Genomic DNA, 22969 nt, shown 5'->3' with positions numbered 1-22969 from the left:
CCTGTACTAATTGCCCGAGAGGCTTAACCATACAACACCCAAAAGGCTTTAGGCTGGTGTGTTGTGAAGTGACAAGCACATAACGAATAAAGCAAGTAGAGTGAAAGTATAACTCACTACTCTTTGATTGCATTGATATCAGATTTTCCACAATTGTTAACCAGTTTATTCCTGGCAGCCATAGCGATACGGCACCACCTGACTCCATTTCGAACTCAGAAGTGAAACGTATTAGCGCCGATGGTAGTGTGGGGTTTCCCCATGTGAGAGTAGGACACTGCCAGGTCCCATTAAGAAAAACCCGCCTTACGGCGGGTTTTTTGTTTTCTGCCCCAAAAAAATAAATGGGGTCAGGTCCACATTTATCCCTAATTGCATTCACTACATCCAACCTAACGCACATAAAACAGGGTCAGAACCCAATATATTGTTATGATCAGCGTGTCAGTTTGGCTGTTAAACTCAAAAATAAACGGGGTCAGATCCCCACTTACTATCATCCACACTGCTTACAAAAGATAAACGATCAACGAATGTCGTTCTGACCCTAGTTATCGTTTGATATCAGATTTTCCTAAATTGTTAACCAGCTCTTCCTGGCAGCCATAGTGATACGGCACCACCTGACTTCATTCCAAACTCAGAAGTGAAACGTATTAGCGCCGACCGGTGACCGGCGCAGGGATAGTGTGGGGTTTCCCCATGTGAGAGTAGGACGGGCTGGCCCTCCAGACTGCCAGGTTCCATTAAGAAAAACCCGCCTAACGGCGGGTTTTTTGTATTCTGCCCCAAAAAAATAAATGGGGTCAGGTCCGCATTTATCTCCCAATTACATCCAGCACACCGAATCTAACGAACATAAAACAGGGGCAGAACCCAATATTGTCGTCTGCATTGCTTACAACAGATTAATGAGCAAAGAATGTGGTTCTGACCCCAATTATCGATTTACCGTCAAAAGAATGTGGACCTGACCCCAATTATTACAACAGATAAACGATCAAAGAATGTGGTTCTGACCCCAATTATTAAAAGAGCATGAGTTGGTCGTCGACGATGTCGCTAAAATCTATTCCGATTAAAGGCAGGATACTCTCTGCTATGGGGCGGATTTGCTTATCAATATAGTGGTTATGATCTAGGGGGGAGCTCACCATATCGCTGGTTTGAGGGCCGTTTAGTGTAATAACATAAGCGATGGTTCTATTACGTTGATATTGTAATGGTGCTTGGCGCTCTGCATTTAACTTATCGGCCAAAATAGCCGCCTTCACATGAGGTGGATGGGATTTCGTATAAGACGATAAAGGTTTTCTTAAACGCTTCTTGTAGATCAGCTGTTGGTCTACTTCTCCGCTGTTAATTTTATCAATCGTATCTCGTATAAACTGTTTCACAGGCTGCTGTTTAAACACTTTACTATACAATTCATATTGAAAGTCTTTTGCTAATTGTGTCCAATCAGAGCGAACGTTTTCTAGCCCTTTAAAGACTAACTCCTCGTTTTCATTACTCTCACCGACGTTACTTTCAGAGAAAGTGGTACCGTCATCGTCGTTATATGCTCGTTGAGGCTCAGTATGTCCTATACCGGTATCTCGAATGCCGGCATAACGCTTTTTACTACCCTCTGATGAACCTCTGATAGTAGGCATAAAGAACTTGGTAAAATGAGATTCAAATTCAATTTCTAGCTCACAGGTGAGGTTAAAATCTTCAGCGATGAGTGTCTGCCACCGTTGATTTATGATTGTAGCAAGCTGCTTACCTGTCTCCTTTGGCGTACCGAGCGAAATATTGTCATTTAAGTGAACAAAGGTTGAGTCTGTATCACCGTAGATAACCGTATATCCTAACTCTTCAATCCATTTCGCAGTGGTTTGCATTATGTCATGGCCACGAAGGGTAATTGAACTAGCAAGCCTTGGGTCGTAAAAGGGGCAACCGCCACTACCTAAAACGCCATAAAACGAGTTCATGATGATCTTGATAGCGTGAGAGCGGGGTTTGTCTTCTTGACGCTTGGCTTCGTCACGTTGTGCCCATAGATTTTTGATAATGTCGGGTAAGAAGTGTTTGGTACGGCTAAAAACAGCTCCCTTGAAGCCAGGAATGGCTTTTTCGGGAGATTGTAAACCTTCAGCTAAACCTAAAGGGTCGATATTAAATGTCCGTATTATTGACGGATAAAGGCTTTTAAAATCTAAAACCAGTACATCATCATACAGTCCTGGTAAAGAACGCATTACGTATCCACCAGGGCTTGCAAGCCCGCCATTTGACGGTCGCACGCCAGCAACGTAATGCTCTCTATGCAGCTTTGGCAAATATACGTTCAAAAACGCGGCAACTGACCCCCCGGGTCTACCTAACTCAAGTCCCGTCAACGTGCCTCGCAGCGTTAAAAAATCAATAAACTGGGTTTTTTGTTGGATACTGTTTACAAGTTCGCTGTCTTTAAAGTTGTAGTCGGCAAGAGATAAGGGCTCGTGCAAATACTGATGCTTGATTGCCTTGAGTTTATCGTCTTCTTGAATAAGCTTATTTTCGTTTAAAAGCTGCTCGGCTACATTGTCTAAAGAAAATGAGTCGAAGTGATAGGTCATTGTTTTGAGCGCCTCTATACCGTCAACAATGCAGCGGCCCGGTATATTGACCAGTACTTGGTCATCCCATTCTCTCGCCGTGGCCTCTCTGCCTTGTCGGCCCATCAATAGCTTTTCGTTCAGGCGCTTTGCACGTCGCGCTATGACAGCGAAGTCAAACTGCTTCACATTCCAGCCCAAAATAATATCAGGGTCGATATTGCAGATTCGGGAGAAAAACACGTTAAGCAGCGTTTTCTCGCTATCAACCACCGTCAACGTGTAATGCTGACTCGTTGATGCTAATACCTTATTTTCGAAAGTAGGGGGCCTAACTAAGATGACTTCGTTATGACTCTCACCTGCGATTGAAATACTAAATAGTGATTCGTTCTCATCGCATTCAATATCAATACTTACCCAGGTAAATGCTGGCAAATAGTTAGATGGTCTAATTCGGGCGTTAATTATTTCATTGTCGTTGTTAGGAGAAACAAACTCTATAGCACCATAAATGAAACGTTCCATAAGATATCGGTCGGCTAACCGAATATCGGCTTCATAGAGCGTGATACTATTTTCGGTCGCAATTTTTCTGAGCTTGTGCATCTGACTTTCGGTGTTTGTTTTTACAGTAACAACCCGTATTTGCTCTAGCGTTTTAAAGTGGTCAGAGGGAAAGGACACATCACGGCGCAATACACCTGAGGCGGCTAAGGCACCAATAAGTTTGTCTTTATCATCCATAGCAACAAAACAAGTGGGCTGCTGCGGGGCAGACACTAGCCTTACCGTCTTTTCTTGTGTTTTCACCCACAGCTCAACAAACGCCTTACCCTTTTCGGTAAACGTGCTCTTATTGAGAATATAACCTTGTTTAATCACGCCATGCTTTTCTTTTGTCTATCAACTTTAAACAATGATCTACTACCACTTTTCAAAACCTATTGGTGCTAATTAGGTATTGGAAACCCGATTTCCAGCCAGAAAAGCTAAGTATACCGCACCTCGCCGTTGGTTATCCTCATTCCATTAACTACAAAGTCAGCCTATTGCTATAACTTACTACTATAGATGTCCATTCGAGAGATACGTTTGTTTTTACGTTTAAGCCGCGTTAGAAGTAACATCCCTTATAATCAGTTTTGTATCTTTAAAAGAGGTATGCCATGCAATATCTAGCAGACAAACAGCCACAGCCTGGTGAACTTGTTGAAATTGCGAACGGTGTTATGTGGCTAACTATGCCTTTGCCGTTTGAACTTGACCACATTAATCTCTATCTCATTAAAGATGAAGACAACTGGGTGGTTGTTGATACGGGTATTGGTACGTCGACAACGAAAGCGTTGTGGCAACAGATATTTGAAAAGCTCGATGGCAATATATCCGCCGTTATCGTCACCCATCTTCATCCCGACCACATTGGGTTAGCGGGTTGGATTGCCGACGAATTTGATGTTCCTTTTTATATGTCACAAACTGAGTACTTCACTGCTAGAGCGTTTTGTGCGGGTAAAAATGGTGCGTCGAATAAAAGAGATGTCCGTTATTTTAGTCAAGCTGGCCTAGACAGCGAGCTAGTTGAAAAGCTTACTCAGGGAGATGGCAAAGGGTTTAGCCAAGTTGTATCACCCATTCCAGTGAGTTATACGCGATTGAAGCACAACGATGTGCTGTCATTTGATAATAACGAGTGGAAAGTATTGGTTGGAAGGGGACATTCTCCAGAGCACGCTTGTCTGTACTGCGAAAGTAAAGGGGTGTTGATTTCAGGCGATCACATACTGCCCATGATAACGCCAAATATTGGCGCTTACTCTACCGAGCCTGACGCGCTTACTTTGAATGACTACCTTACCACGCTCCCTCCGTTCAAAACGCTCCCAAAAGATACAGTTGTATTACCCGCTCACAAGCTCCCGTTTGTAGGCTTGCACCAACGGGTTGATGAATTACTTGCTCATCACCATCGACATCTTAGTGCATTAAAAAGTGCGTGTGCTACCCCTCAAACAGTGGCTGAGCTATTGCCCGTGATGTTCAAGCGAAAGCTCTCAAGCAGAAATATGGTGTTTGCTGTGGCAGAGTGTTACGCCCATTTAAATTATTTGGTTGCCGAGGGAGAGCTAACAAAAACGCTGGTAGATGATAGTGTATTAATGTTTACTCAGCCCTCGGCCGCTTAACTGACAGCAACTAACAGAGAGCGGCTAAACTAACTGGCGAATATATAACTAGATAGATACGTATTGCGTGTTTGTATTACGCGACTGATACAGGTGTTGATCTCAGCGCTACCTTACAAAATGCGCTGGAACTATTAGCAAGAAGCTATTAGCAAGAAGCTATTAGCAAGAAGCTATTAGCAAGGACCTATTAGAAAAGAGCTATTAGCCAGAAACGGTGCCCGAAACTTAGCCAATATCTAGGCAAGACGCTTTTTCGTCAACGCTATTCAGAAAGCGCTTCAGTCGCGGGCTCTGAATTATCAGTAGAGGAAGATTGCGGGGGGCTTTTTGGAATCGTAATTTGTACAACGGTGCCTTTGCCTTCTTTACTGCTTATAGACACTTTTCCCTGATGTTTCTCTATTGCGGTATAGGCAACGGATAAGCCCAACCCCTGGCCTTGCCCTTCAGGTTTTGTAGTAAAGAAAGGTTCAAATATACGCTTTAGGTTTTGTTCGGCAATACCACACCCGCTGTCTAAAATTTTAAACGCGATATCATTGTCATTTTCGATAATGCTCAGCTTTATAAAGCCTTTATCTTCAATGGCTTGGGCTGCGTTAACCATCACGTTCATCAGTGCTTGCTTGAGCGTGCCTGGGTCACCGATGACTTCTAGCTTTTCCTTAGCACATTCAAATTTATACTCAGGCTTCGCATACTGCGCTGATATAAGGGTAATAAGCTGTTTCGCGACTGAGCACACTTCAATGTTTTGATAACCATCCGCGGTCTCTAAAGAAAAGTTTTTAAGGTTTTCAACGATGTCTCTCACACGGCTCAAACCTTCGCTCGATTCGTCAATAAGCTCGGTAATATCGTCCTTTAGCATTGCATAGTGGTTACTTTCATAGAGAGATTGCACCTGTTCCTGCATCTCTTCTGTGAAATGAGTAATCTGAGATTCCACACCATCGCATATTGCCAAAAGATGTGACGCATATTGAGACAAGGTATCTAAGTTTGCAGTAACAAAGCCAATAGGATTATTGATTTCATGAGCAATGCCTGCAGCTAGCTGTCCCGTTGAGGCCATTTTTTCAGCTTGAATAAGCTGGCTTTGTGCGGTATCCAGTTTTCTGATGAGCTTACGCTGTTCAGCGTGTTCTTTTTTGAGCGCTTGAGAGAGCTTTTGCTGGGCACGAAAATAGCTGGCTTGGGCGGTTACGTCTTGAAGAAATATACAGGCTAGTTTTCTGCCGGATGTATTATCTTTTATAGGAATAATTTCCATATTTTGATACATCTGGGTTTCTTCGCCCGTAATAGGGCGGCTACTTTTAAACGGGAAAATGTGTGGCCGTTGCTCCCAATAACTAAAGCTGGGGTGTTGCAACACAAACACTGACTTAAGTCGCCGTTTAAGAAACTTTCCTTGGCCTTTGAATAATTCAGTAACAGGTTGTTCTTTGTAATCTTTTCGCAACTCGTGTGGCAAGCGGTCTAAAAAAAAGTCATTCAAGTAAACCACGGTGAATGCTTCGTCAACAATGCCGATCCCGACGGGAAGTTTACTAACGAGTTGTTCGAACATTACCCGAGTAACTCATCCAATGTGTCTTTCATTCTGATGAGAGACTCATCGTCTAAACAAAAAACAACGCGCATACTGAATGATGATATGGCAATGATAAATTGCACCTCCATCACTAAGGTATGCTGCCACTGCAGGTCGCTAAAGTTGGACTTTTCAGGTTGAAATAGGGTTGGCATATTTAAGTTCGTGGTCAGCTCTAACTGATCAGACAGCCCTGCTAAGCAAGCACCTGCAAGAATGTTACAAAGCTCGAGTATGATTTCTTGAATGTCTTCTTTTGTAAGAGGCTCTTCGTAGTCCATCAGCTTTGCCACTTCAGCCAGGCCAGACTGTGATAGCACCGACATGACTTCGCCATGGATATCACCCAAAAATGACTGGCGCGTATAAAAGGCGTCTTTTGTTTCAAACAGCAAACCATACAGTTCGTTTGGCGTCACCGTAGAAATTTTTGGGATAGAAATGTCAATTTTCGTTTCAATGAGTTGAGCCAGTGAATTTGCAGCTTGCCCCATTGATATATTGAGCAACTCTTGCAGCGCATCTCTTTGATCTTCGTCAAGTGGTAACACAATACTCATAAGTACCCCAATTCGAACATCGCCATAGCGAGCTCTTCTTTGTCTAGTGGTTTTCTCAAAAAGCGTTTTGCGCCAAGGGATATCACAATCTTCTGTTTCTCTGGCTGAAAATCAGCACTGATAACAATGACGTTAAGTGTACTTTCTTGTTCGTGAAGGTATTCCAACACGCCAACGCCATCTACCTCAGGCATAGTGAGGTCGAGCAATAGTAGATCAAACGTTGTTTCTGCTAGCAAGTTTATGGCCTCTTGACCATTCGTTGCTTCACTAATGGTATAGTCTAAATCTTGTGGCAATGCACGAATAACACTGCGTCTAGACAGCTTAGAATCATCAGCAACTAAAACAGATATCGACATTAAAAAATCTCCTAGATGGCATCCATCGTGTCTGCACAGTAGTAAAGTATGTGCAAGATTAGCGTTACTGCAACAATCAATGAGAAAAAGTTTGCAGTTAGCCGTACTTTCAATAATTGAGATTATATGGCAAAAGTGACTTTTGTGCGTATTATACTTTAAGTCTAAAAGTGGCGCTAAAGGGGCAAATGAAGATATTTATAAAGGTATGGATGTGTGCGCCGCGATATTCAGCGCACATGAATAGCGTTAGTGGTTACGCGTTTTGGGCTTTTTCCATCTTTTCTAGGGCTTCTGGTATTGCATCAATATACCTTTGCACATCGCTAATTGTGCCCATGCTAACCCGAGACCAATTGTTGTAACTTCTGTAAATACCGCGGATCAATATGTCTTTTTCAGCCATTGCACGTCTGAAGTGTTCAGCATTTCCACTTCCTAAATTGACAAATACAAAATTAGTACTCGATGATGCGGCTGTCAAACCGTTAGCTTTCACAGCATCCATCACCATCGCGCGTCCCTGTAGAATTTTATCTTTCGAAAACGTGAGAAATGCATCATCGTTATAGCTTGCAATCGCTGCCGCAAGACCGGCTTGGTTCAACGTGTAATTACCCATCCCGTATTGATTTACCCATTCAGTATTTTGTTCTGATGCTATTAGGTAACCCACCCGCATACCCGCAAGGCCATAAATTTTCGAGAAGGTACGAGCCACGACAATATTGTGGCCAGCTTTAACTAGTGGGATCATGGTATGTGCCGATGGGTCATCGGTAAGTTCGTTGTATGCTTCATCTACCAGCACCAGCGTTTTCTTAGAGGCTTTAATGCAAAACTCTCTCAGCGCTTTAGGGTCTAAAATTTTTCCAGTTGGGTTATTAGGATTACATATGTGCACCATACCAATAGAGCCATCGATAGCGTTGTAAATAGTGTCTAAATCGATATCTAGCGCGGCCGTATTAGCTACGCGGATAATTTCACGACCCCCTTGTTTTTCAGGCGCTTTGGATGTGGTATCCCAAAATAGGTCGGGCCCTAAAATATGGCCCTTTTGACTAGCGGCTAACGCGGTATAAGATAAAATTGGGCTTGAGCCTGCGCTTAGCGATATGTTTGTTTTTTCAATGCCGTGTCGCTCTGCAATCATGTCTATTAATCTCATGGCTGCAGGATAGGCATAGTATGCACCACCTTGCGCTGCAGCATCCGATATGGCTTTAAGTGCAGCGGGGCTCGGTCCAAATGGGTTTTCATTGGCATTAAGCTTAGCTACGCCAGGTTTAGGGCCATAGCGAAGTGGCGGTTGATTTTTTAATGCCTGAGCGGTTGCTGCCTGAGCGCCTAGGGTGGTAACAATGCCGCTTGCTCCTACAGCCGTAGCCGCGGCGCTTCCGCCAAGAAATAAGCGTCTTGAGCGATTCATAGTCATGGTGTTATTCCTTTTTCTTAATCGTTAATTTTTTTGTTGCACGCGCCTACATTGCTTTGTAAAACATAGCGCTAGACACAAGGACGAGATAGATACCAAATAAGCGCTTCAGTCTTTTTTCACTAAAGTTATGGGCCATTTTGGCCCCAATAGGCGCGGTAAAAATAGCGCCAATGCTAATAGCCACAAGGGCAGGTAGATTAATGTAGCCAACGGTACCAAACGGCAGTGCACCGGTTTGGGAATGCGTCATAAATAAAAAGCCTATAGCACCGGGCAATCCAATTAAAAAGCCAACGCCTGCAGCGGTAGCTACCGCTTGCTGAATACTGCGTTTGCACATCACCATGGTGATAACGGTTGGTGTGCCGCCACCAATACCCAGCAATGCAGAAAAGCCTCCTAATACGAAGGCAAGCAAGGCTTTACCCTTTCCCGTGGGCATCGCGAATACAAGGCCTGGTCGAACGACGAATTCAGGAAATAAAAAATACACCGAGTACAATAATACACCGGCTGCGAATACTACGGTGAGGCCGTTAGCGCTGGTATAACTTGCTATCGCCACTCCACCTATTACACCCAGCACAAGCCAAATGCTCCACGAGCGAAGTATGTCGAAGTCCACAGCGCCTTTAGCTTTATGAGCCATGACAGAACGAGCACTTGAAACAACAATAGAGGCTAACGAGGTTCCAATGGCCACTTTTACCAATGCCTCTGAAGGAGGAGTGAAGAAAGGAAATACCGCTAAAAGGGCAGGTACTACAACAAAGCCTCCACCATTGCCGAACAGGCCTGCAGTTATCCCCGCAATTGCACCTGTTGCACATAACGTAACTACAAACAGCAGTAGTTCTATTTCCATTAACGCTTTTGCTCCATTGAAAGTTGTTGCACTGATAAATTGATGAACTTGAGCGTTTAACAGTAGCCAGGCTTGGCGTTCTTGTATGCATTCCTATATGTGCTGTTATAAGTGTCGTTATTTACGTCGCTTATATGCACTGATTTTAAGCAATACAATGCACAACAAAGGCGCTATGCAAAGCGACTATTCCAGCCTACGCCCATTTTAAAAAAATGCGTTTCATGTTCGTAGGCTAAAAGCTCTTTTACCAGCGAGGAAGAAAGAACATTATTTAGGGGTATAAGGAAAGTATTGAGCCTGTCCTCGAACCATTGATTTTATTGGTCTGTAGCTAGTTAAATCGATGCTTTAAATTTTTAGGGATGAGACGCCAGAAAAAACCATGCTGTATGTCGTAGTCGATAGATACGGCTGTACGTGAGAGGTTCTTGTGAACAAATTTGGGAGCAAATTTGGTGGCATATACTTTGCTGCTCTCGTCTATACAAAAGAGCAATGCTAAGCATGCTTGCTGTAAACGGCCTTATTGAGAACAGTCTCTGGCGATAAACCACTTAGCTATAAATTGCCGGCTTTTTACTACCTATTCAACACAGCGGATGCGTGAGCAAGTATGCATCGGTGTGTTGATTCATAAATTTCACCGAGGTGGTGTTGTGCATTCAAAACAGTTGGAATATTTTGTTACCGCCGCGAAGAAAGGCAGTATTGCGTCTGCAGCACGAGCCCTCAGTATTGCTCAACCTGCGGTGAGTCAGCAATTGGCAAGCTTAGAAAGAGAGATTAAAGCCACCTTATTTAACCGCAGTTTTGCGGGCATAACCCTCACTGCTGCTGGCGAAATTTTCCTTACTCATGCAACGGCACTGTTAGAGCAAATGGATGTTGCCAAAAATGCAGTAAGTGAGGAAAGTCACTCGCAAAATAGAGTGATTAAAATTGGCGTTATTCCCTCTATTGGAAATGTGGTCTCGCTGCCGCTGCTTACTGAAATGGGTAAATCGAGTGAAAGATTAAAAGTAGAAATAAGTACAGGGCCTTCCTACACCATCAAAGACTGGCTTGAATCAAAGCACATCGATATCGCGTTAACTTATCGAGAAGCTGTCGATGATAAAAGCACACATGCTACCCCTTTGATTCAAGAAGAAATGCACCTGGTGTTTTCTGCATCCACTGAAAAGCGAGAGTTTGAATTTCTTCGTCATCGAGCAGAAGTTTCGTTTTGTGAGTTGCGGGAGATTCCATTACTCTCGCCGGGAATAAAAGATTCACTAGGGCAGTTAATTGCGTATTACGAACAAAAAACAGGTGTAATGTTAAATCACGATCACGCTTATTCCGGACAATTAATGACAGGCCTGCGACAAGTTATTAATGGTGAAGGCGTAATGATTCTGCCTACATCCGCTATTTTTCATCTCAAAGAGTCTGGCCTAGTCGAGTCAGTTAAAATCGTAGAGCCAGATATGCACCGCACGGTGTTCGCATTTACAGACAAAAATGCAGTTAAACAACGGCATATTCAACAAGCCTTGGGTACTATCAAAAAGGTGGTTAGCGCCGAATATGACCTTCAGCACTGGTGCGGCAAGCTTGAATTTGCCACATCAGTTACTTAGTTGCAGATAGTGATGATAACTGGCTACTAACCTTGTTCCGGTAATTCGATATCGATAAGCACAGGAAGATGATCAGACATTACTGCGGTTTTCTTGTCCTTAACTTTGCCGTACTTCTGCACGCGAATATCACTTGATACCCACACTCTGTCGAGTGAAAAAACAGGGAAGCCACTAGGAAATGTCGCCCCCATTTTTTGCTGGTGTAGCAATGTATTTAAAGACGTAAACGCTTTTGAGAAAAACTGCCATTCGTTGAAGTCGCCGGCAAGCACCATAGGTATTGGGTGACTCTCTAACCGCTTTTCTAAATAGGTATGCAACAGCGAGAACTGAGACTTTCTCTCTTTTGTTTTAAGCCCTTTGTGCGTATTTACCACTGTTAACGGGCCTTTTTCCGTTTGAAGCTCAACTAACTGAACATTTCGCGGTTGTCTACCATCCTGACTTACATCCAGTGTTTCTTTAGACAAAACGTCAAAGCGACTCAACACTGCATTGCCGTACCACCCATCGGGCTCAGTAAGTGCCGGGGATGCAGTAAGACTAAAGGCATTGTTGGCGCAGATATCGTTAATATCCCGCGCCGTATCTCTGTCACTTGGGCGGGTATCCATTTCCTGCAATAACACAATGTCAGCACCAAGTTTTGTTAGATACTGCCCAATCCTTTTGTAGTCATGCTGCTTATCTGTCCCTATGCCACCGTGAATATTATAAGAAACTATGCGGCACATTCTTCACTCTCACTGTTTTCCGACTGTTTATCAGACCCATTGGCCTGTTTCTTCTGTTGATAATAGCGTGCAAATTTTTGCGAGCCCCATATCAGAAACGCCCAAAGTAATATGCCTGCTACAAGGTAGCTAATCGACTCAATAGACGGGTTACGCCAAATCTGAGTAATCGAGTCTCCCACTAGGCCTTTCGCTATCATCGGTGGAAACATACCAAGGAAGGTCCCTACCAAGAATTGAAAAATACCGATAGATGAAATACCCGCTACCAAGTTCACTAGGCTGAAAGGGGCTACAGGCAGCATACGTATAGCTGCAACACCCACTATGCCGCTGCGCTTAAGTTTTTCATCAACAGCAGCAACTTTCGGTCCACCCAGTTTTCGTAAGCCAGCATTGCCCGACAGCTTACCAATACCAAACAGTATGGCCGAGCTTAACAATGCTCCCATCATCCCGTAAACAGGCCCCCAAATAGGGCCAAAAATAGCCGCGACGGCGAGAGATAATACGGTAACAGGGAAAAAGAGAATGCCCCCTATTACATAAACAAGAAGCACAGTGGGCAGGGCAAAATAGGTGCCGCGACTTTCTTCTAAAAATGCATTGATGCTATCGGCACTTAGCCAAGAAATAGATTGGCTGGCCCAAAACATAAGACCGCCCAGTACCGCCAATACGGTTAAGCCGATGGCTATCATTATACTGCGGCGTCTTGGGTTTCTAGCAGGTGTCACAGCGCCGCCTAAAGTGGGAATAGAAATAAGCGGCTCTTCGGGGTCTGACAATGATCGAAAAAGATTGCTACTCGACTGCTCAGTAAATATTTCATCTCGCACTTCAGTTAATATGTAACCGTGTGCGATTTGGCCGCGCATAAGGGCGTCAACAGGCTGTGATTCTTTGAGAATCGTTTCCATGTCTTCTATCGTTCTGCCCGTATGCTCTGCTAAAAGGTCATTTCTCACATGGGCGATGCTTTGTCTATTTTGAGGTGTATTACCAAACAGTATGGTGTCAATTTCAGTATCTAAGGTCATTGAGCGGTTGCTCAAATTTGATGAGCCGATAACGAGATACTTATCATCAATGGTCATTACCTTTGAATGAATACGCTTGTATGCTCTGCGGCCCTGCATATCTTCAATAGACGAGTAGGTAACTTTTACTCGCTCAGGAGCGATGCCTTTTTCTAAGATAGATTTAAACTGTATTCTACTTGCCCAGAACGCTTCGCATTCAAACTTCCCCTTGGGCTCGTAAGAACTCACAATACACACGCTTAAGTCAGGCTTTAATTTGAGCTGCCTATTTAATGCTTCTGCAATTTCTTGGCGGGTGGTGAACTGATTTTCAATATAGATAATCGATTCAGCTTCGTTGATGAGGTCGAGTAGCATGTTGCGTACTTCTTGCGCGGGTTCTACTTCATCCATAAATGGGATGGTTCTAGCAAGTGCACACTCAACATCCTCAAAAATAGGGGGGTAATCTTGCGGCCATGATGGTGGAATAGGCGCATCTATACTTACATTTGCATCTTCTCTCACCATAATGGGAGTTTCGTTTGCTACGCGCTGCCATCTCCAACGAACGAGTTTAGAGAAGTCGGCCACTACAGGACCGCTTGATACCATTTGAACGTCATGCAGGGGGCCATACTCGCCGTCTGGTCCGTCACGCTCTTCAGACACAACAGGATGATCCCTTGTATCCCAACGGTTGGTTGAAACATCCATTCCGCCAGAAAAAACCAGTTCGTCATCAACAAGTACAATTTTTTGATGTTGGCTTCCGCCCATTGGAATGGTGTCGTCGAGTTCGGTTTTTACATTGTCAGGGGTTTTTTCATCCCACGCTTCTTTTGCCCACATTTCTCGTTGAGCAAAAAAGGCCAATGAAGAGTCCCAGCGAAGTAGGTAAATCTTCATATCGGGGTTTTGCTCAGCTTTCCATTTTAGCAAGTCGCTTATTCTACTTGGAGCTTCGCTTTGTTCTTCATCTTCACCACGCAGGAGGCGAATACGGCTATCGATGTCCCAGCCAACGATAAAAATACTGTGCTTTGCTTTGACAATCGCACTGTGCAACGCTTTGTAATAATTCCCGCAGTCAATCAGTGGCGCAGCAAACGTAGCATTGCTCTTTACCCAACAGTTTTCACCCGGTTCAAATATATTATTGTGCGATGTCATTACGTTACCCTTTGGCTAATCATTTCCTTTAACGAGGGGTAGTTGCAGAAATCGTTCCGTTTCTTGTAACTCCTCTTTATTACTTTAAGCTTTTGTTTTAAATCGGATAATTTTTACTTTGAGCCTCATTAAATACTGAACCCCTAGCCACTTTATTGTAATAATTTCACGTTCTGGGGTCTTATTTTCGTTCTAGTTGGTAAAAACATCATTTTTCGCCTATATATTTGGGTACTAATAGTTCGGAGTTAAATAAGATGGCGTTTTTTTCCCGAGAAAATGCGGCTAAACAAGCATTATCCCAGTCAATACTTGCGGTTGTAACGATAGATGAAAATAATAATATAACGTTTTACAACGACGCTGCGTCGCAGTTATGGGGGTACTCTCCCTCTGAAGTACTGGGCAAAAACATTAAAATGCTTGTGCCAAGAGAGCATCAATCAAATCACGACAGCTATGTGAATACCCACCGTAATACGAATGTGAATAAGATAGTTGGTAGCTCTCGAGAAGTAGAGCTAGAGACTAAGTCTGGGCAGCGGATATGGGTGCAATTAGCACTTTCCCAGGTCATCGTTGGTGGAAAGAAACACTACACAGCATTCGTACGGGACGTTACGGAAGAACGCGAAGCTCGAGAAATCGTAGAGCAAACCCTAGAGCAGGCCCTTGATGCAGTGGTGTGTATTAATGAACGCAACGAGGTGACGTTGTTTAACGCATCGGCTGAAAAGTTTTGGGGATATCGTCGTGAGGAAGTGATCGGGAAAAACGTCAAAATGTTGGTTCCCCAAGCCATTCAGGCAAACCACGACAACTATGTGAACGCAAACAGAGAGACTGGGCAGGATAAAATTGTTGGTACTAGTCGTGAAGTACGGGTAGAGCGAAAAGACGGTAAAGAATTATGGGGCAGACTGTCTCTTTCCAAGGTTCGGCTAGCAGATAGAACGCTGTATACCGCATTTGTGAGAGACGTTACTGAAGAAGTAGAGCAACGTGAATTACAGCGCATGCTGTCTTTAGTTGCTAATGAAACGGACAACGCGGTTATTATTTCAAACGCCGATGGGCTAATTGAGTATGTAAACAACGGTTTCTATCGACTTACCGGCTGGAGCTTAGACGAGGTTAAGGGTAAAAAGCCAGGTTCGTTTTTACAAGGCGAAGAGACCGACCACAGAACCGTAGACGTTATTCGGCAGAAGCTTAAAAATCGCGAGGCGTTTTACGATGAAATCCTCAACTATCGCAAAGATGGCTCACCTTACTGGACGTCACTGTCTATCAATCCGGTTTTCAAAGAAGGCCAGTTAGTTAACTTTATTGCCGTTCAGGCCGACATCACTCGCGTTAAACAAATGGCCCTCGACTTTACCAATAAACTCAATGCCATTGGTAGTGCGCTTGTGCTCTTAGAAATGGAACCAGATGGTAAATTAATAGAAGCCAATAAGTTACTCAAAGAGACTATTAAAGGTGCTTACGATTCTAAAGATTTTGCACGAGAGCTTATGTCTCGCCTTACCACTGAGGATTTATCGCAGCTGAATTCAACCGGCTTTGTATCTAAGATTTTAGAGTTTAAGAACAATGACAAATACTTAGCGTTTGACTCGAGAGTAAGTGCATTGAAGAACTTTAATGGGCAAATTACCCGATATGTATTTTTTGCTATTAATGTGTCTTCTCGCAAACAAGCGGTTAACGATACACAAGGGGCAATGCAAGAACTACTCACTACAAGTCAGACCATAAGCACTATTGTCGGTACCATTAACTCTATATCGGAACAGACAAATCTACTGGCGCTGAACGCTGCTATTGAGGCTGCACGCGCCGGTGAGATGGGAAGGGGCTTTGCAGTGGTTGCTGATGAAGTAAGAACCTTAGCCGGTAATTCTCAATCCTCATCAAATGAAATTGATAATCTTGTTAAAACTACGGTGTCGAAAATTGAAGAACTCGCTAAGTTAATCAAAGGCATTGACGGATAATACCTGCCGCGGCGTGTTAAGCACGCCGTTTTTGTTTTTACTTCTTTTAAAAGGTAAGCAAGGAAAAGCAAGTCACCGTCACGCGTAACCCAGTCGGTACTAATCTGTAAACGATAATCTCGATTAAAATGTGAGGTCGATGCGAGTCATTGCGTTGGTTAAATCATAACTTCATGAAATTTAATAATAAATTTATTGATTGGAAAATACTATTAGGTGAATCCAATTTATTAACTATCGTAAGCTGAAACTTCTGACTATCTTTATCGTCGTTGAAAGTAAATGATTTGTTAATTGAATTTCGAAAGAAGAATTGTCTTCTTTCGTTTTGATACAACTAGCACCAACGGGATGAAAATATGACCATGATAAGGTTCAAAAAAACAACGCTATCTGCACTAGTAGCATTATCGTTAAGTGCAACAGGCGCCATTGCTAATCAAGAAATCAGCAAGCCAGCAGGCGCTAAAGGCACTGGAATGACCAAACCATTCCAAGCTAAGACCAATCAATTCTGGTGGCCAGATCAACTAGACTTATCTGCGCTTAGAGACCACGACAGCCGGTCAAACCCCCTTGGTGATGAATTTAACTACGCAGAAGCATTCTCAAAGCTAGACTTAGACCAAGTAAAAGCAGACGTTAACGAATTATTGACCACGTCTCAAGACTGGTGGCCAGCAGATTACGGTAACTATGGCCCGTTCTTTATTCGCCTTTCTTGGCACAGCGCAGGTACTTACCGCACACTAGATGGTCGAGGCGGCGGTGATGGCGGTCAAATGCGTTTTAACCCGCTTAACAGCTGGCCAGATAACGGTAACCTAGATAAAGCACGTCGCTTACTATGGCCAATTAAGCAAAAGTACGGTGAAAGCCTTTCATGGGGCGACCTAATGATACTTGCTGGTACCGTAGGTATGGAAAACATGGGCTTTGACACATACGGGTTTGCGGCCGGTCGTACTGACGACTGGGAGCCGGACATGGTGTACTGGGGTCCAGAAGTGGAAATGCTGGCAAGTGATCGTGAAGAGCGCGATGGCGAGCTAAAACGTCCATTGGGCGCAACGCACATGGGTCTAATTTACGTAAACCCAGAAGGTCCCAAGGGCGTTCCTGATCCAATGGGCTCGGCGAAAAACATTCGAACTGCGTTTAAACGCATGGCGATGAACGATGAAGAAACCGTAGCGCTAATCGCCGGTGGTCACACCTTTGGTAAAATGCACGGTGCGCACAAACCTGCCGATTGTCTAGAAGGCGAGCCGGGTGCTGCGGGTTTAGAAGAACAAGGTTTGGGTTGGAAAAACAACTGTGGCAAAGGGCATTCTGAAGATACAGTAACCAGTGGTTTGGAAGGAGCTTGGACACAAGCACCGACGAAATGGACTAGCTTGTATTTGTCAAACTTGATGGGCTTTGAGTGGAAGCAAACGCGCAGCCCAGCAGGTGCAGTACAGTGGATCCCTAAAGACGAATCTGCCTATCAGTCTGTTCCAGATGCACACGTTGAAGGCAAAATGCACGCGCCAGTGATGACCACTGCCGACCTTGCATTAAAATACGACCCTGAGTACCGCAAAATTGTAGAACGATTCTTAGCAGATCCAAAAGAATATCAAACTGCATTCGCGAAGGCCTGGTTTAAACTCACGCACCGCGATATGGGGCCAAAAGCTCGCTACTTGGGTAACGATATTCCAGAAGAAAACTTCACTTGGCAAGACCCGGTACCCGTTGCAGATTACAAAGCCATTTCAGCGGATGATGTGAAAGAACTGAAAGGCGAAATTTTAGATACTGGTCTTTCAGTACAAGAGCTTGTTAAAACAGCATGGGCTTCTGCAGCTAGCTTCAGAGCTTCAGATTACCGTGGTGGTGCAAACGGTGCGCGCTTAGCGCTTGCACCTCAAGCAAGTTGGGAAGCGAACGAGCCAGAATTGGTGAAGTCGGTTATCGCTAAACTTAAAGAAGTGCAAGACGACTTTAATTCTCAAATGTTTTCGAAAAAGAAAGTATCGTTAGCAGATTTGATTGTTATCGGTGGCGCTGCCGCTATTGAGAAGGCAGCATCGAATGCAGGTGTTAGTGTAGAAGTGCCTGTTGTGGTAGGCCGTACCGACGCAACGCAAGAGCAAACAGATGTGAATGCTTTCTCATTGCTTGAGCCAACAGCAGATGCATTTAGAAACTACTACGATGCAGAAGCAAGCTATCGCTCGCCTACTGAAATGCTAGTAGACAAAGCAGATCAGCTAAGCTTGACTGTGCCAGAGATGACGGCACTTATCGGTGGTATGCGTACACTTGGTGCTAACACTGGAGATAGCAAGCACGGCGTATTCACGGACAATGTTGGCGCGTTAAGCAACGACTTCTTTGTTAACTTGCTCGACATGTCGACTAAGTGGAGAAAGACCGATGATCCTGCTGTTTACGAAGGCGTAGATCGCAGCTCAGGTGAAGTGGTATACACAGGTACGCCAGTTGATCTTGTGTTCGGTTCAAACAGTGAATTACGCGCAGTTGCAGAAGCTTATGCTTATGACAATGCCAAAGAGCGCTTTGTTACTGACTTTGTCGATGCATGGACAAAGGTGATGACGTTAGACAGATTTGACTTGCGTCACGATGTTACCGCAAAGCTAGAAATGTAATTAAACACTAAGCAGTAAGAAAAACGGGGCATTAGCCCCGTTTTCCTTTTTTAGAACAATATAATTTTTATAAAACACGATATTCTTTTTAAGACCCTATGTTCTTTCTAAAATACAGTGCTTTTCAAACGGTGTATTCTGGTTCAGATAACCCACTTTATAGCTAAATGCATGATAGTTACGATTATCATCAATTTATTTAAGGCCTGTGGTATTAATAGGTCGAAGACAGCACTGCATTCGGTGCGTTTGGTCGTTAACAGGCAATAAATTTATGACAAGCCCACAGCGTACGCTCGTCGCGCTAGATATGTTGAGTGACGATATAAACTTACTGAACGACTCACAGGTTAACAGTGAGCTTCATTTCAAATTACTCAGCGATTTCTTAGTACAGCTCAATCAGTTAAACGTTAGTGTGCAGCAAGAATCGGAAGCTGCAATGAAACGCCTTTTTGTCGGCTCTCTTTTTGAACAAGCCATTGGCCGTAAATCTATGATCACGGTATACATGAAACTGTTGAATTATGTACTTACAGCATGGGACGCAACCCTCAAAGCTGATGCAATTATTAACGATAACTTTGATGATAATGCGGATGTTCGATTAGAGCTTCTGCAAGTGAAGGCAATAAAGGCTAAATCACAACTAAAAACAGTGGCCTCGGCCATGGGCAAGCAAGACTATGAAGTGTTTTGCAGCTTACTAGGGCTTACTGCTGATAAGTGGCAGTGGGACACACTGCGCGCTCGGTTTTAAGCCAGTAGCGCGCAGGTAACAATGTTATGAACCAGATCTATATAACTAGAGCCAAGCGTTATTCAGAAGTTTTTATACTCATTTTAGACACTGCGTCACTTTCATTGAGTACACGTACTTCACGTTGAGGGAAAGGTATCTCAATATTGTGTTCTCTCAAGGTTTCAAAAACCGTCAACAGCAAGTCGCCACCCACGCGATTTTTGCCGTCGTCTACCCCTTCCATCCAAAACTCAATGAACATATTAACCCCTGAGTCGCCAAAACTATCAATTTCACAGTCTGGCTGTTCTTCAAATGGAATGCCTTCACCGCCTATCACCTGCGGGTGGTCAGCGACAGCAGATTTCACAATTTCAACCATCGCGCGGATATCGGTTTTGTACGCCACTGAAAAATCGATGCGATAGCGCTGTTTTGAATCTTTGTGCGTCCAGTTGATAAGCAGTGAGCTGATGAATTTTTCGTTGGGCACTAAAATATCTTTGCCATCAAAGGTTTCTAATACTGCGTAACGCATCTTAAATTCGCGAACTATCCCTTTTCGTCCGTCCTCTAGCTCTACGTAGTCGCCAACGGTTAATGAGCGGTCGAGTAGAATAATAATACCGGAGATAAAGTTTGAGGCGATAGACTGTAAACCTAAGCCTAGTCCAACACCCAAGGCTCCACCAAATACGGCTAATGCGGTTAGGTTTATGCCCATTACATTGAGCAACAAAATAAACGCTACGCAAAATAGTGCTACTTCAAAAAGCTTTGCAAACACTTCTTTTGTCGATAAATCTAGCGACTTATGGTTTCTGATAATGTCTTGGCCAATGGCATTGGAGCTACGGCCTAGCCAAAAGAGAAGTCCACCAAAAAGCACAACGCGAGCAACGCCATAAGCAGAAATCTGAACATTGCCCACCGAAATAGCAATAGATGCCAAGGCCTCATTAATTATAGGGAGTAGCCCAATAAGGTGTAAAAACAAAATAGGCAAACCCACAACTCGCATAAGCCGCGCGGTAGATTTATTTTCTACAAAACCGTTAATAATAGAATTCACAAAAATGAGCACGGCAACTACGACGGCGATATCTAATAGCCATGCGTCAAACTGAAACCGTTCTCCAAGTACAGTAGAAAACTTGAGTAAACTGATAGTAATGATAGGGAATAGGGCGCGGCCGGCGTTGTATAAAAAGCCATGCAGTGTATGGGCTCCGTGCTGCGGCTTACTTTTGGTAAATCTGAGTGACTTTTCAATCTGTCTTGAAAACAAAAACGCGCTTAAATAGATAAAAGCAATAATCATCAGTTGAATATAAAAGCTAGTCGACAGCAACGACGACTCAATAATGAGTAGCTTACTTTCTACCGCTTGATAAAAGTGCTCTATGTTCATTCTGTTTATTTCTCCAAAAGCATACGACTATGTATGCAGCAAACGCGTTTTATACTGTATCTTTGATTTGGTAAAGTTTTATTTTTTACAGTAGCTGTTTATTTTTATTGCATGCTATTAATACAGAATAATTGCACCTCTGGAAACGTAGCGAGAGCGCAAAGTTCATAGTTGCCAAAAAAAGTTGCCAAAATCCGTACAGCATAGATAAACAGGCCTTAGTCTAGCACAGTCAATAAATTGCCGAAAAAGCGGTAAATAACGAAGCGCAGAAACGCCATGATTAAAAAGTGTGCTGGTTATCACATGCTATAAATGATAGACTCCGCGCGCGCTTTGACAGGATAGTAGCGTGCGTTTATTCCATCTTGTACTATAAATCAAAAGAGCTTTTTAAGTCGCTTCGGTGCCTTGGTCATCCCCTTTATATTTTAAACCCATCGGTTAGCAAAATAGCCCATCGGTTAGCAAAACGGCATTCTCGCTTCACCCACAGGTACCTACTGCTTTATCAGACAAAGCAACAATTTTTCAGGAGTTAGTTAATTAATGTCATTTTCCCAGCTAGGGCTTGCCGAGCCGTTGTTGAAAGCAATCGAAAAACAAGGGTTTAGCAAACCATCACCTATTCAAGAAAAAGCAATTCCCGTCGTGATGGAAGGGAAAGATGTACTTGCTGCTGCGCAAACCGGAACCGGAAAAACTGCAGGGTTTGGGTTGCCTATATTGCACAATCTATTAGATGGTAAAAAAGCGTCGGGCAACAATATTAGAGCCTTAGTGCTAACACCTACTCGAGAGCTAGCCGCCCAAGTTGAAGAAAGTATTCGTTCGTTTAGCACTTTTGTGCCGTTAACGACGGCAGTTGTATTTGGTGGTGTAGGTATAAACCCGCAAATGATGAAGTTGAGAAAAGGTGTTGATGTGCTTATTGCCACCCCAGGTCGTCTTCTCGATTTATATCAACAAAATGCTGTGAAGTTTTCTCAGCTAGAAGTACTTGTGTTAGATGAAGCAGATAGAATGTTGGACATGGGTTTTATCCACGACATTAAAAAAGTACTTAAGCTGTTGCCGGCTAAGCGTCAAAGCCTACTTTTCTCTGCTACATTTTCGCCAGAAATTACGGCATTAGCGCAAACGATTACTCGCGATCCAGTTCATATCTCTACGGCGCCAGCAAACACGACCGTAGACTCAGTGAAGCAACATTTGATTGCAGTCGATAAGTCTAAAAAGACGTCAGCGCTTATTAGCCTTATAAAGCAGGAAAAGTGGAGTCAGGTACTTGTATTTAGCCGTACCAAGCATGGTGCCAATCGCGTTGCCGACAAACTGTCGAAAGCGAAGATTCCAGCTGCCGCTATTCATGGTAATAAAAGCCAGGGTGCGAGAACCAAAGCACTATCAGATTTTAAATCAGGCGACATTAACGTATTGGTAGCAACCGACATCGCCGCTCGAGGCATCGACATCAGTGAGTTGCCTATTGTTGTGAATCTTGATTTGCCAAATACGCCTGCAGATTACGTTCATCGAATTGGTAGAACAGGACGAGCTGGTTCAAGCGGACAAGCATGGTCTTTTGTGAGTGTGGATGAACTTCAAAGTCTTAAAGATATTGAAACCCTCATTCAAAAACTGCTTCCAAGAGAGACATTAGAAGGTTTTGCTCCTCAGGTGCCGGTTCCAGCCACCACACTGTCTGCGCCGAAAAAGCCTAAGAAGCCTAAAGCGGCAAAAACGTCCGATAGTGCAAATCGATCTCAGGGTTCTGAGAATGGACGAAGCGCAAATCGAGGCGGTGCTAATAAGAGCGGTGCAAATAAAACTGGGGCTCAGTTTAAAAACAAGAGACGCAGCTCATCAAATACGGAAGGTGGCAATCGCGGTAATTCTGCGGGTCAAAGTCAGTCTAAAGGTAACGGCAGCAGTCATTCTGCCGCCGGACGCTCAAAGCCTCAAAACGCTTAGCGCGCTATTTAGGGCGCTATTTA

General features: G+C 43.8%; 15 protein-coding genes and 2 rRNA genes. 8 read left to right on the top strand and 9 right to left on the bottom strand.

All coding sequences use genetic code 11. The features are described 5' to 3' along the window. The first annotated feature begins 170 nt into the window (after positions 1–170). Positions 171–286 (top strand): 5S ribosomal RNA (gene rrf / locus JV36_RS0117055). Positions 287–598: 312 nt separating this feature from the next. Beyond that, positions 599–726: ribosomal RNA gene (rrf, locus tag JV36_RS0117050) — 5S ribosomal RNA — on the top strand. 302 nt (positions 727–1028) lie between these two features. On the opposite strand, the gene JV36_RS0117045 is transcribed toward rrf (JV36_RS0117050), so the two are convergent. Beyond that, positions 1029–3470, bottom strand: a complete 2442-nt coding sequence (locus JV36_RS0117045) for a DNA polymerase II (protein ID WP_052010316.1) — start codon at positions 3468–3470, stop codon at positions 1029–1031. A gap of 284 nt (positions 3471–3754) precedes the next feature. Between JV36_RS0117045 and JV36_RS0117040 the strand changes: the two genes are divergently transcribed. Next, a complete protein-coding gene (locus JV36_RS0117040) occupies positions 3755–4774 on the top strand; it encodes an MBL fold metallo-hydrolase (RefSeq protein ID WP_032097290.1) in 1020 nt (339 codons plus the stop codon). Between the two features lie 265 nt (positions 4775–5039). Here the strand turns inward: JV36_RS0117040 and JV36_RS0117035 are convergent, their stop codons facing one another. The 5 genes from JV36_RS0117035 to JV36_RS0117015 form a co-directional block, all read right to left on the bottom strand. Next, on the bottom strand, positions 5040–6350 hold the full coding sequence (locus JV36_RS0117035) for a sensor histidine kinase (protein ID WP_032097291.1): 1311 nt from the start codon (positions 6348–6350) through the stop codon (positions 5040–5042). After that, positions 6350–6934, bottom strand: coding sequence for a chemotaxis protein CheX (locus JV36_RS0117030; RefSeq protein WP_032097292.1), 585 nt, complete (start codon positions 6932–6934; stop codon positions 6350–6352). The genes JV36_RS0117035 and JV36_RS0117030 overlap by 1 nt, the downstream gene beginning before the upstream one ends. After that, on the bottom strand, positions 6931–7296 hold the full coding sequence (locus JV36_RS0117025) for a response regulator (protein ID WP_032097293.1): 366 nt from the start codon (positions 7294–7296) through the stop codon (positions 6931–6933). The genes JV36_RS0117030 and JV36_RS0117025 overlap by 4 nt, the downstream gene beginning before the upstream one ends. Positions 7297–7552: 256 nt before the next feature. Beyond that, positions 7553–8734 carry a pyridoxal phosphate-dependent aminotransferase gene (locus JV36_RS0117020; RefSeq protein ID WP_032097294.1) on the bottom strand — a complete coding sequence of 394 codons (1182 nt, stop codon included), beginning with the start codon at positions 8732–8734 and terminating at the stop codon, positions 7553–7555. Between the two features lie 46 nt (positions 8735–8780). Beyond that, on the bottom strand, positions 8781–9602 hold the full coding sequence (locus JV36_RS0117015) for a sulfite exporter TauE/SafE family protein (RefSeq protein ID WP_032097295.1): 822 nt from the start codon (positions 9600–9602) through the stop codon (positions 8781–8783). 659 nt (positions 9603–10261) lie between these two features. Between JV36_RS0117015 and JV36_RS0117010 the strand changes: the two genes are divergently transcribed. Further along, positions 10262–11227 carry a LysR family transcriptional regulator gene (locus JV36_RS0117010; protein ID WP_032097548.1) on the top strand — a complete coding sequence of 322 codons (966 nt, stop codon included), beginning with the start codon at positions 10262–10264 and terminating at the stop codon, positions 11225–11227. A gap of 26 nt (positions 11228–11253) precedes the next feature. Here the strand turns inward: JV36_RS0117010 and JV36_RS0117005 are convergent, their stop codons facing one another. After that, positions 11254–11964 (bottom strand): endonuclease/exonuclease/phosphatase family protein, encoded by a 711-nt coding sequence (locus JV36_RS0117005; protein WP_032097296.1) that lies wholly within the window; start codon positions 11962–11964, stop codon positions 11254–11256. Next, complete coding sequence (locus JV36_RS0117000) at positions 11952–14159, bottom strand: VTT domain-containing protein (RefSeq protein WP_032097297.1); 2208 nt, start codon at positions 14157–14159, stop codon at positions 11952–11954. Before JV36_RS0117000 ends, JV36_RS0117005 begins: the two co-directional genes overlap by 13 nt. Before the next feature lie 257 nt (positions 14160–14416). On the opposite strand from JV36_RS0117000, the gene JV36_RS0116995 reads away from it, so the two are divergent. The 3 genes from JV36_RS0116995 (at position 14417) to JV36_RS0116985 (ending at position 19579) form a co-directional block, all read left to right on the top strand. After that, on the top strand, positions 14417–16159 hold the full coding sequence (locus tag JV36_RS0116995) for a PAS domain S-box protein (RefSeq protein ID WP_032097298.1): 1743 nt from the start codon (positions 14417–14419) through the stop codon (positions 16157–16159). 359 nt (positions 16160–16518) lie between these two features. Beyond that, positions 16519–18819, top strand: coding sequence for a catalase/peroxidase HPI (katG, locus tag JV36_RS0116990; RefSeq protein ID WP_032097299.1), 2301 nt, complete (start codon positions 16519–16521; stop codon positions 18817–18819). 274 nt (positions 18820–19093) lie between these two features. Then, entirely contained in the window at positions 19094–19579 is a 486-nt protein-coding gene (locus tag JV36_RS0116985; RefSeq protein ID WP_032097300.1) for a hypothetical protein, read from the top strand. 58 nt (positions 19580–19637) lie between these two features. Here JV36_RS0116985 and JV36_RS0116980 read toward each other — a convergent pair whose 3' ends face one another. After that, positions 19638–20882 (bottom strand): mechanosensitive ion channel family protein, encoded by a 1245-nt coding sequence (locus JV36_RS0116980; RefSeq protein WP_442853195.1) that lies wholly within the window; start codon positions 20880–20882, stop codon positions 19638–19640. A gap of 639 nt (positions 20883–21521) precedes the next feature. On the opposite strand from JV36_RS0116980, the gene JV36_RS0116975 reads away from it, so the two are divergent. Next, on the top strand, positions 21522–22946 hold the full coding sequence (locus JV36_RS0116975; RefSeq protein ID WP_032097301.1) for a DEAD/DEAH box helicase: 1425 nt from the start codon (positions 21522–21524) through the stop codon (positions 22944–22946). The last annotated feature ends 23 nt before the right edge of the window (positions 22947–22969 follow it).

The sequence above is a fragment of the Alteromonas sp. LOR genome (genome assembly GCF_000753865.1).
In the GTDB taxonomy this organism is placed as follows: domain Bacteria; phylum Pseudomonadota; class Gammaproteobacteria; order Enterobacterales; family Alteromonadaceae; genus Alteromonas.
This window is presented reverse-complemented; position numbering and strand designations above follow the sequence as displayed.

What these genes read in the sequence shown, in the direction of transcription:
- JV36_RS0117035 (WP_032097291.1), bottom strand. Translation starts at nt 6,350, where the DNA reads ATGTTCGAACAACTCGTTAGTAAACTTCCCGTCGGGATCGGCATTGTT.
- JV36_RS0116975 (WP_032097301.1), top strand. Translation starts at nt 21,522, where the DNA reads ATGTCATTTTCCCAGCTAGGGCTTGCCGAGCCGTTGTTGAAAGCAATC.
- JV36_RS0117000 (WP_032097297.1), bottom strand. Translation starts at nt 14,159, where the DNA reads ATGACATCGCACAATAATATATTTGAACCGGGTGAAAACTGTTGGGTA.
- JV36_RS0117030 (WP_032097292.1), bottom strand. Translation starts at nt 6,934, where the DNA reads ATGAGTATTGTGTTACCACTTGACGAAGATCAAAGAGATGCGCTGCAA.
- JV36_RS0116980 (WP_442853195.1), bottom strand. Translation starts at nt 20,882, where the DNA reads ATGATTATTGCTTTTATCTATTTAAGCGCGTTTTTGTTTTCAAGACAG.
- JV36_RS0116995 (WP_032097298.1), top strand. Translation starts at nt 14,417, where the DNA reads ATGGCGTTTTTTTCCCGAGAAAATGCGGCTAAACAAGCATTATCCCAG.
- JV36_RS0117040 (WP_032097290.1), top strand. Translation starts at nt 3,755, where the DNA reads ATGCAATATCTAGCAGACAAACAGCCACAGCCTGGTGAACTTGTTGAA.
- katG (WP_032097299.1), top strand. Translation starts at nt 16,519, where the DNA reads ATGACCATGATAAGGTTCAAAAAAACAACGCTATCTGCACTAGTAGCA.
- JV36_RS0117020 (WP_032097294.1), bottom strand. Translation starts at nt 8,734, where the DNA reads ATGACTATGAATCGCTCAAGACGCTTATTTCTTGGCGGAAGCGCCGCG.
- JV36_RS0116985 (WP_032097300.1), top strand. Translation starts at nt 19,094, where the DNA reads ATGACAAGCCCACAGCGTACGCTCGTCGCGCTAGATATGTTGAGTGAC.
- JV36_RS0117015 (WP_032097295.1), bottom strand. Translation starts at nt 9,602, where the DNA reads ATGGAAATAGAACTACTGCTGTTTGTAGTTACGTTATGTGCAACAGGT.
- JV36_RS0117025 (WP_032097293.1), bottom strand. Translation starts at nt 7,296, where the DNA reads ATGTCGATATCTGTTTTAGTTGCTGATGATTCTAAGCTGTCTAGACGC.
- JV36_RS0117005 (WP_032097296.1), bottom strand. Translation starts at nt 11,964, where the DNA reads ATGTGCCGCATAGTTTCTTATAATATTCACGGTGGCATAGGGACAGAT.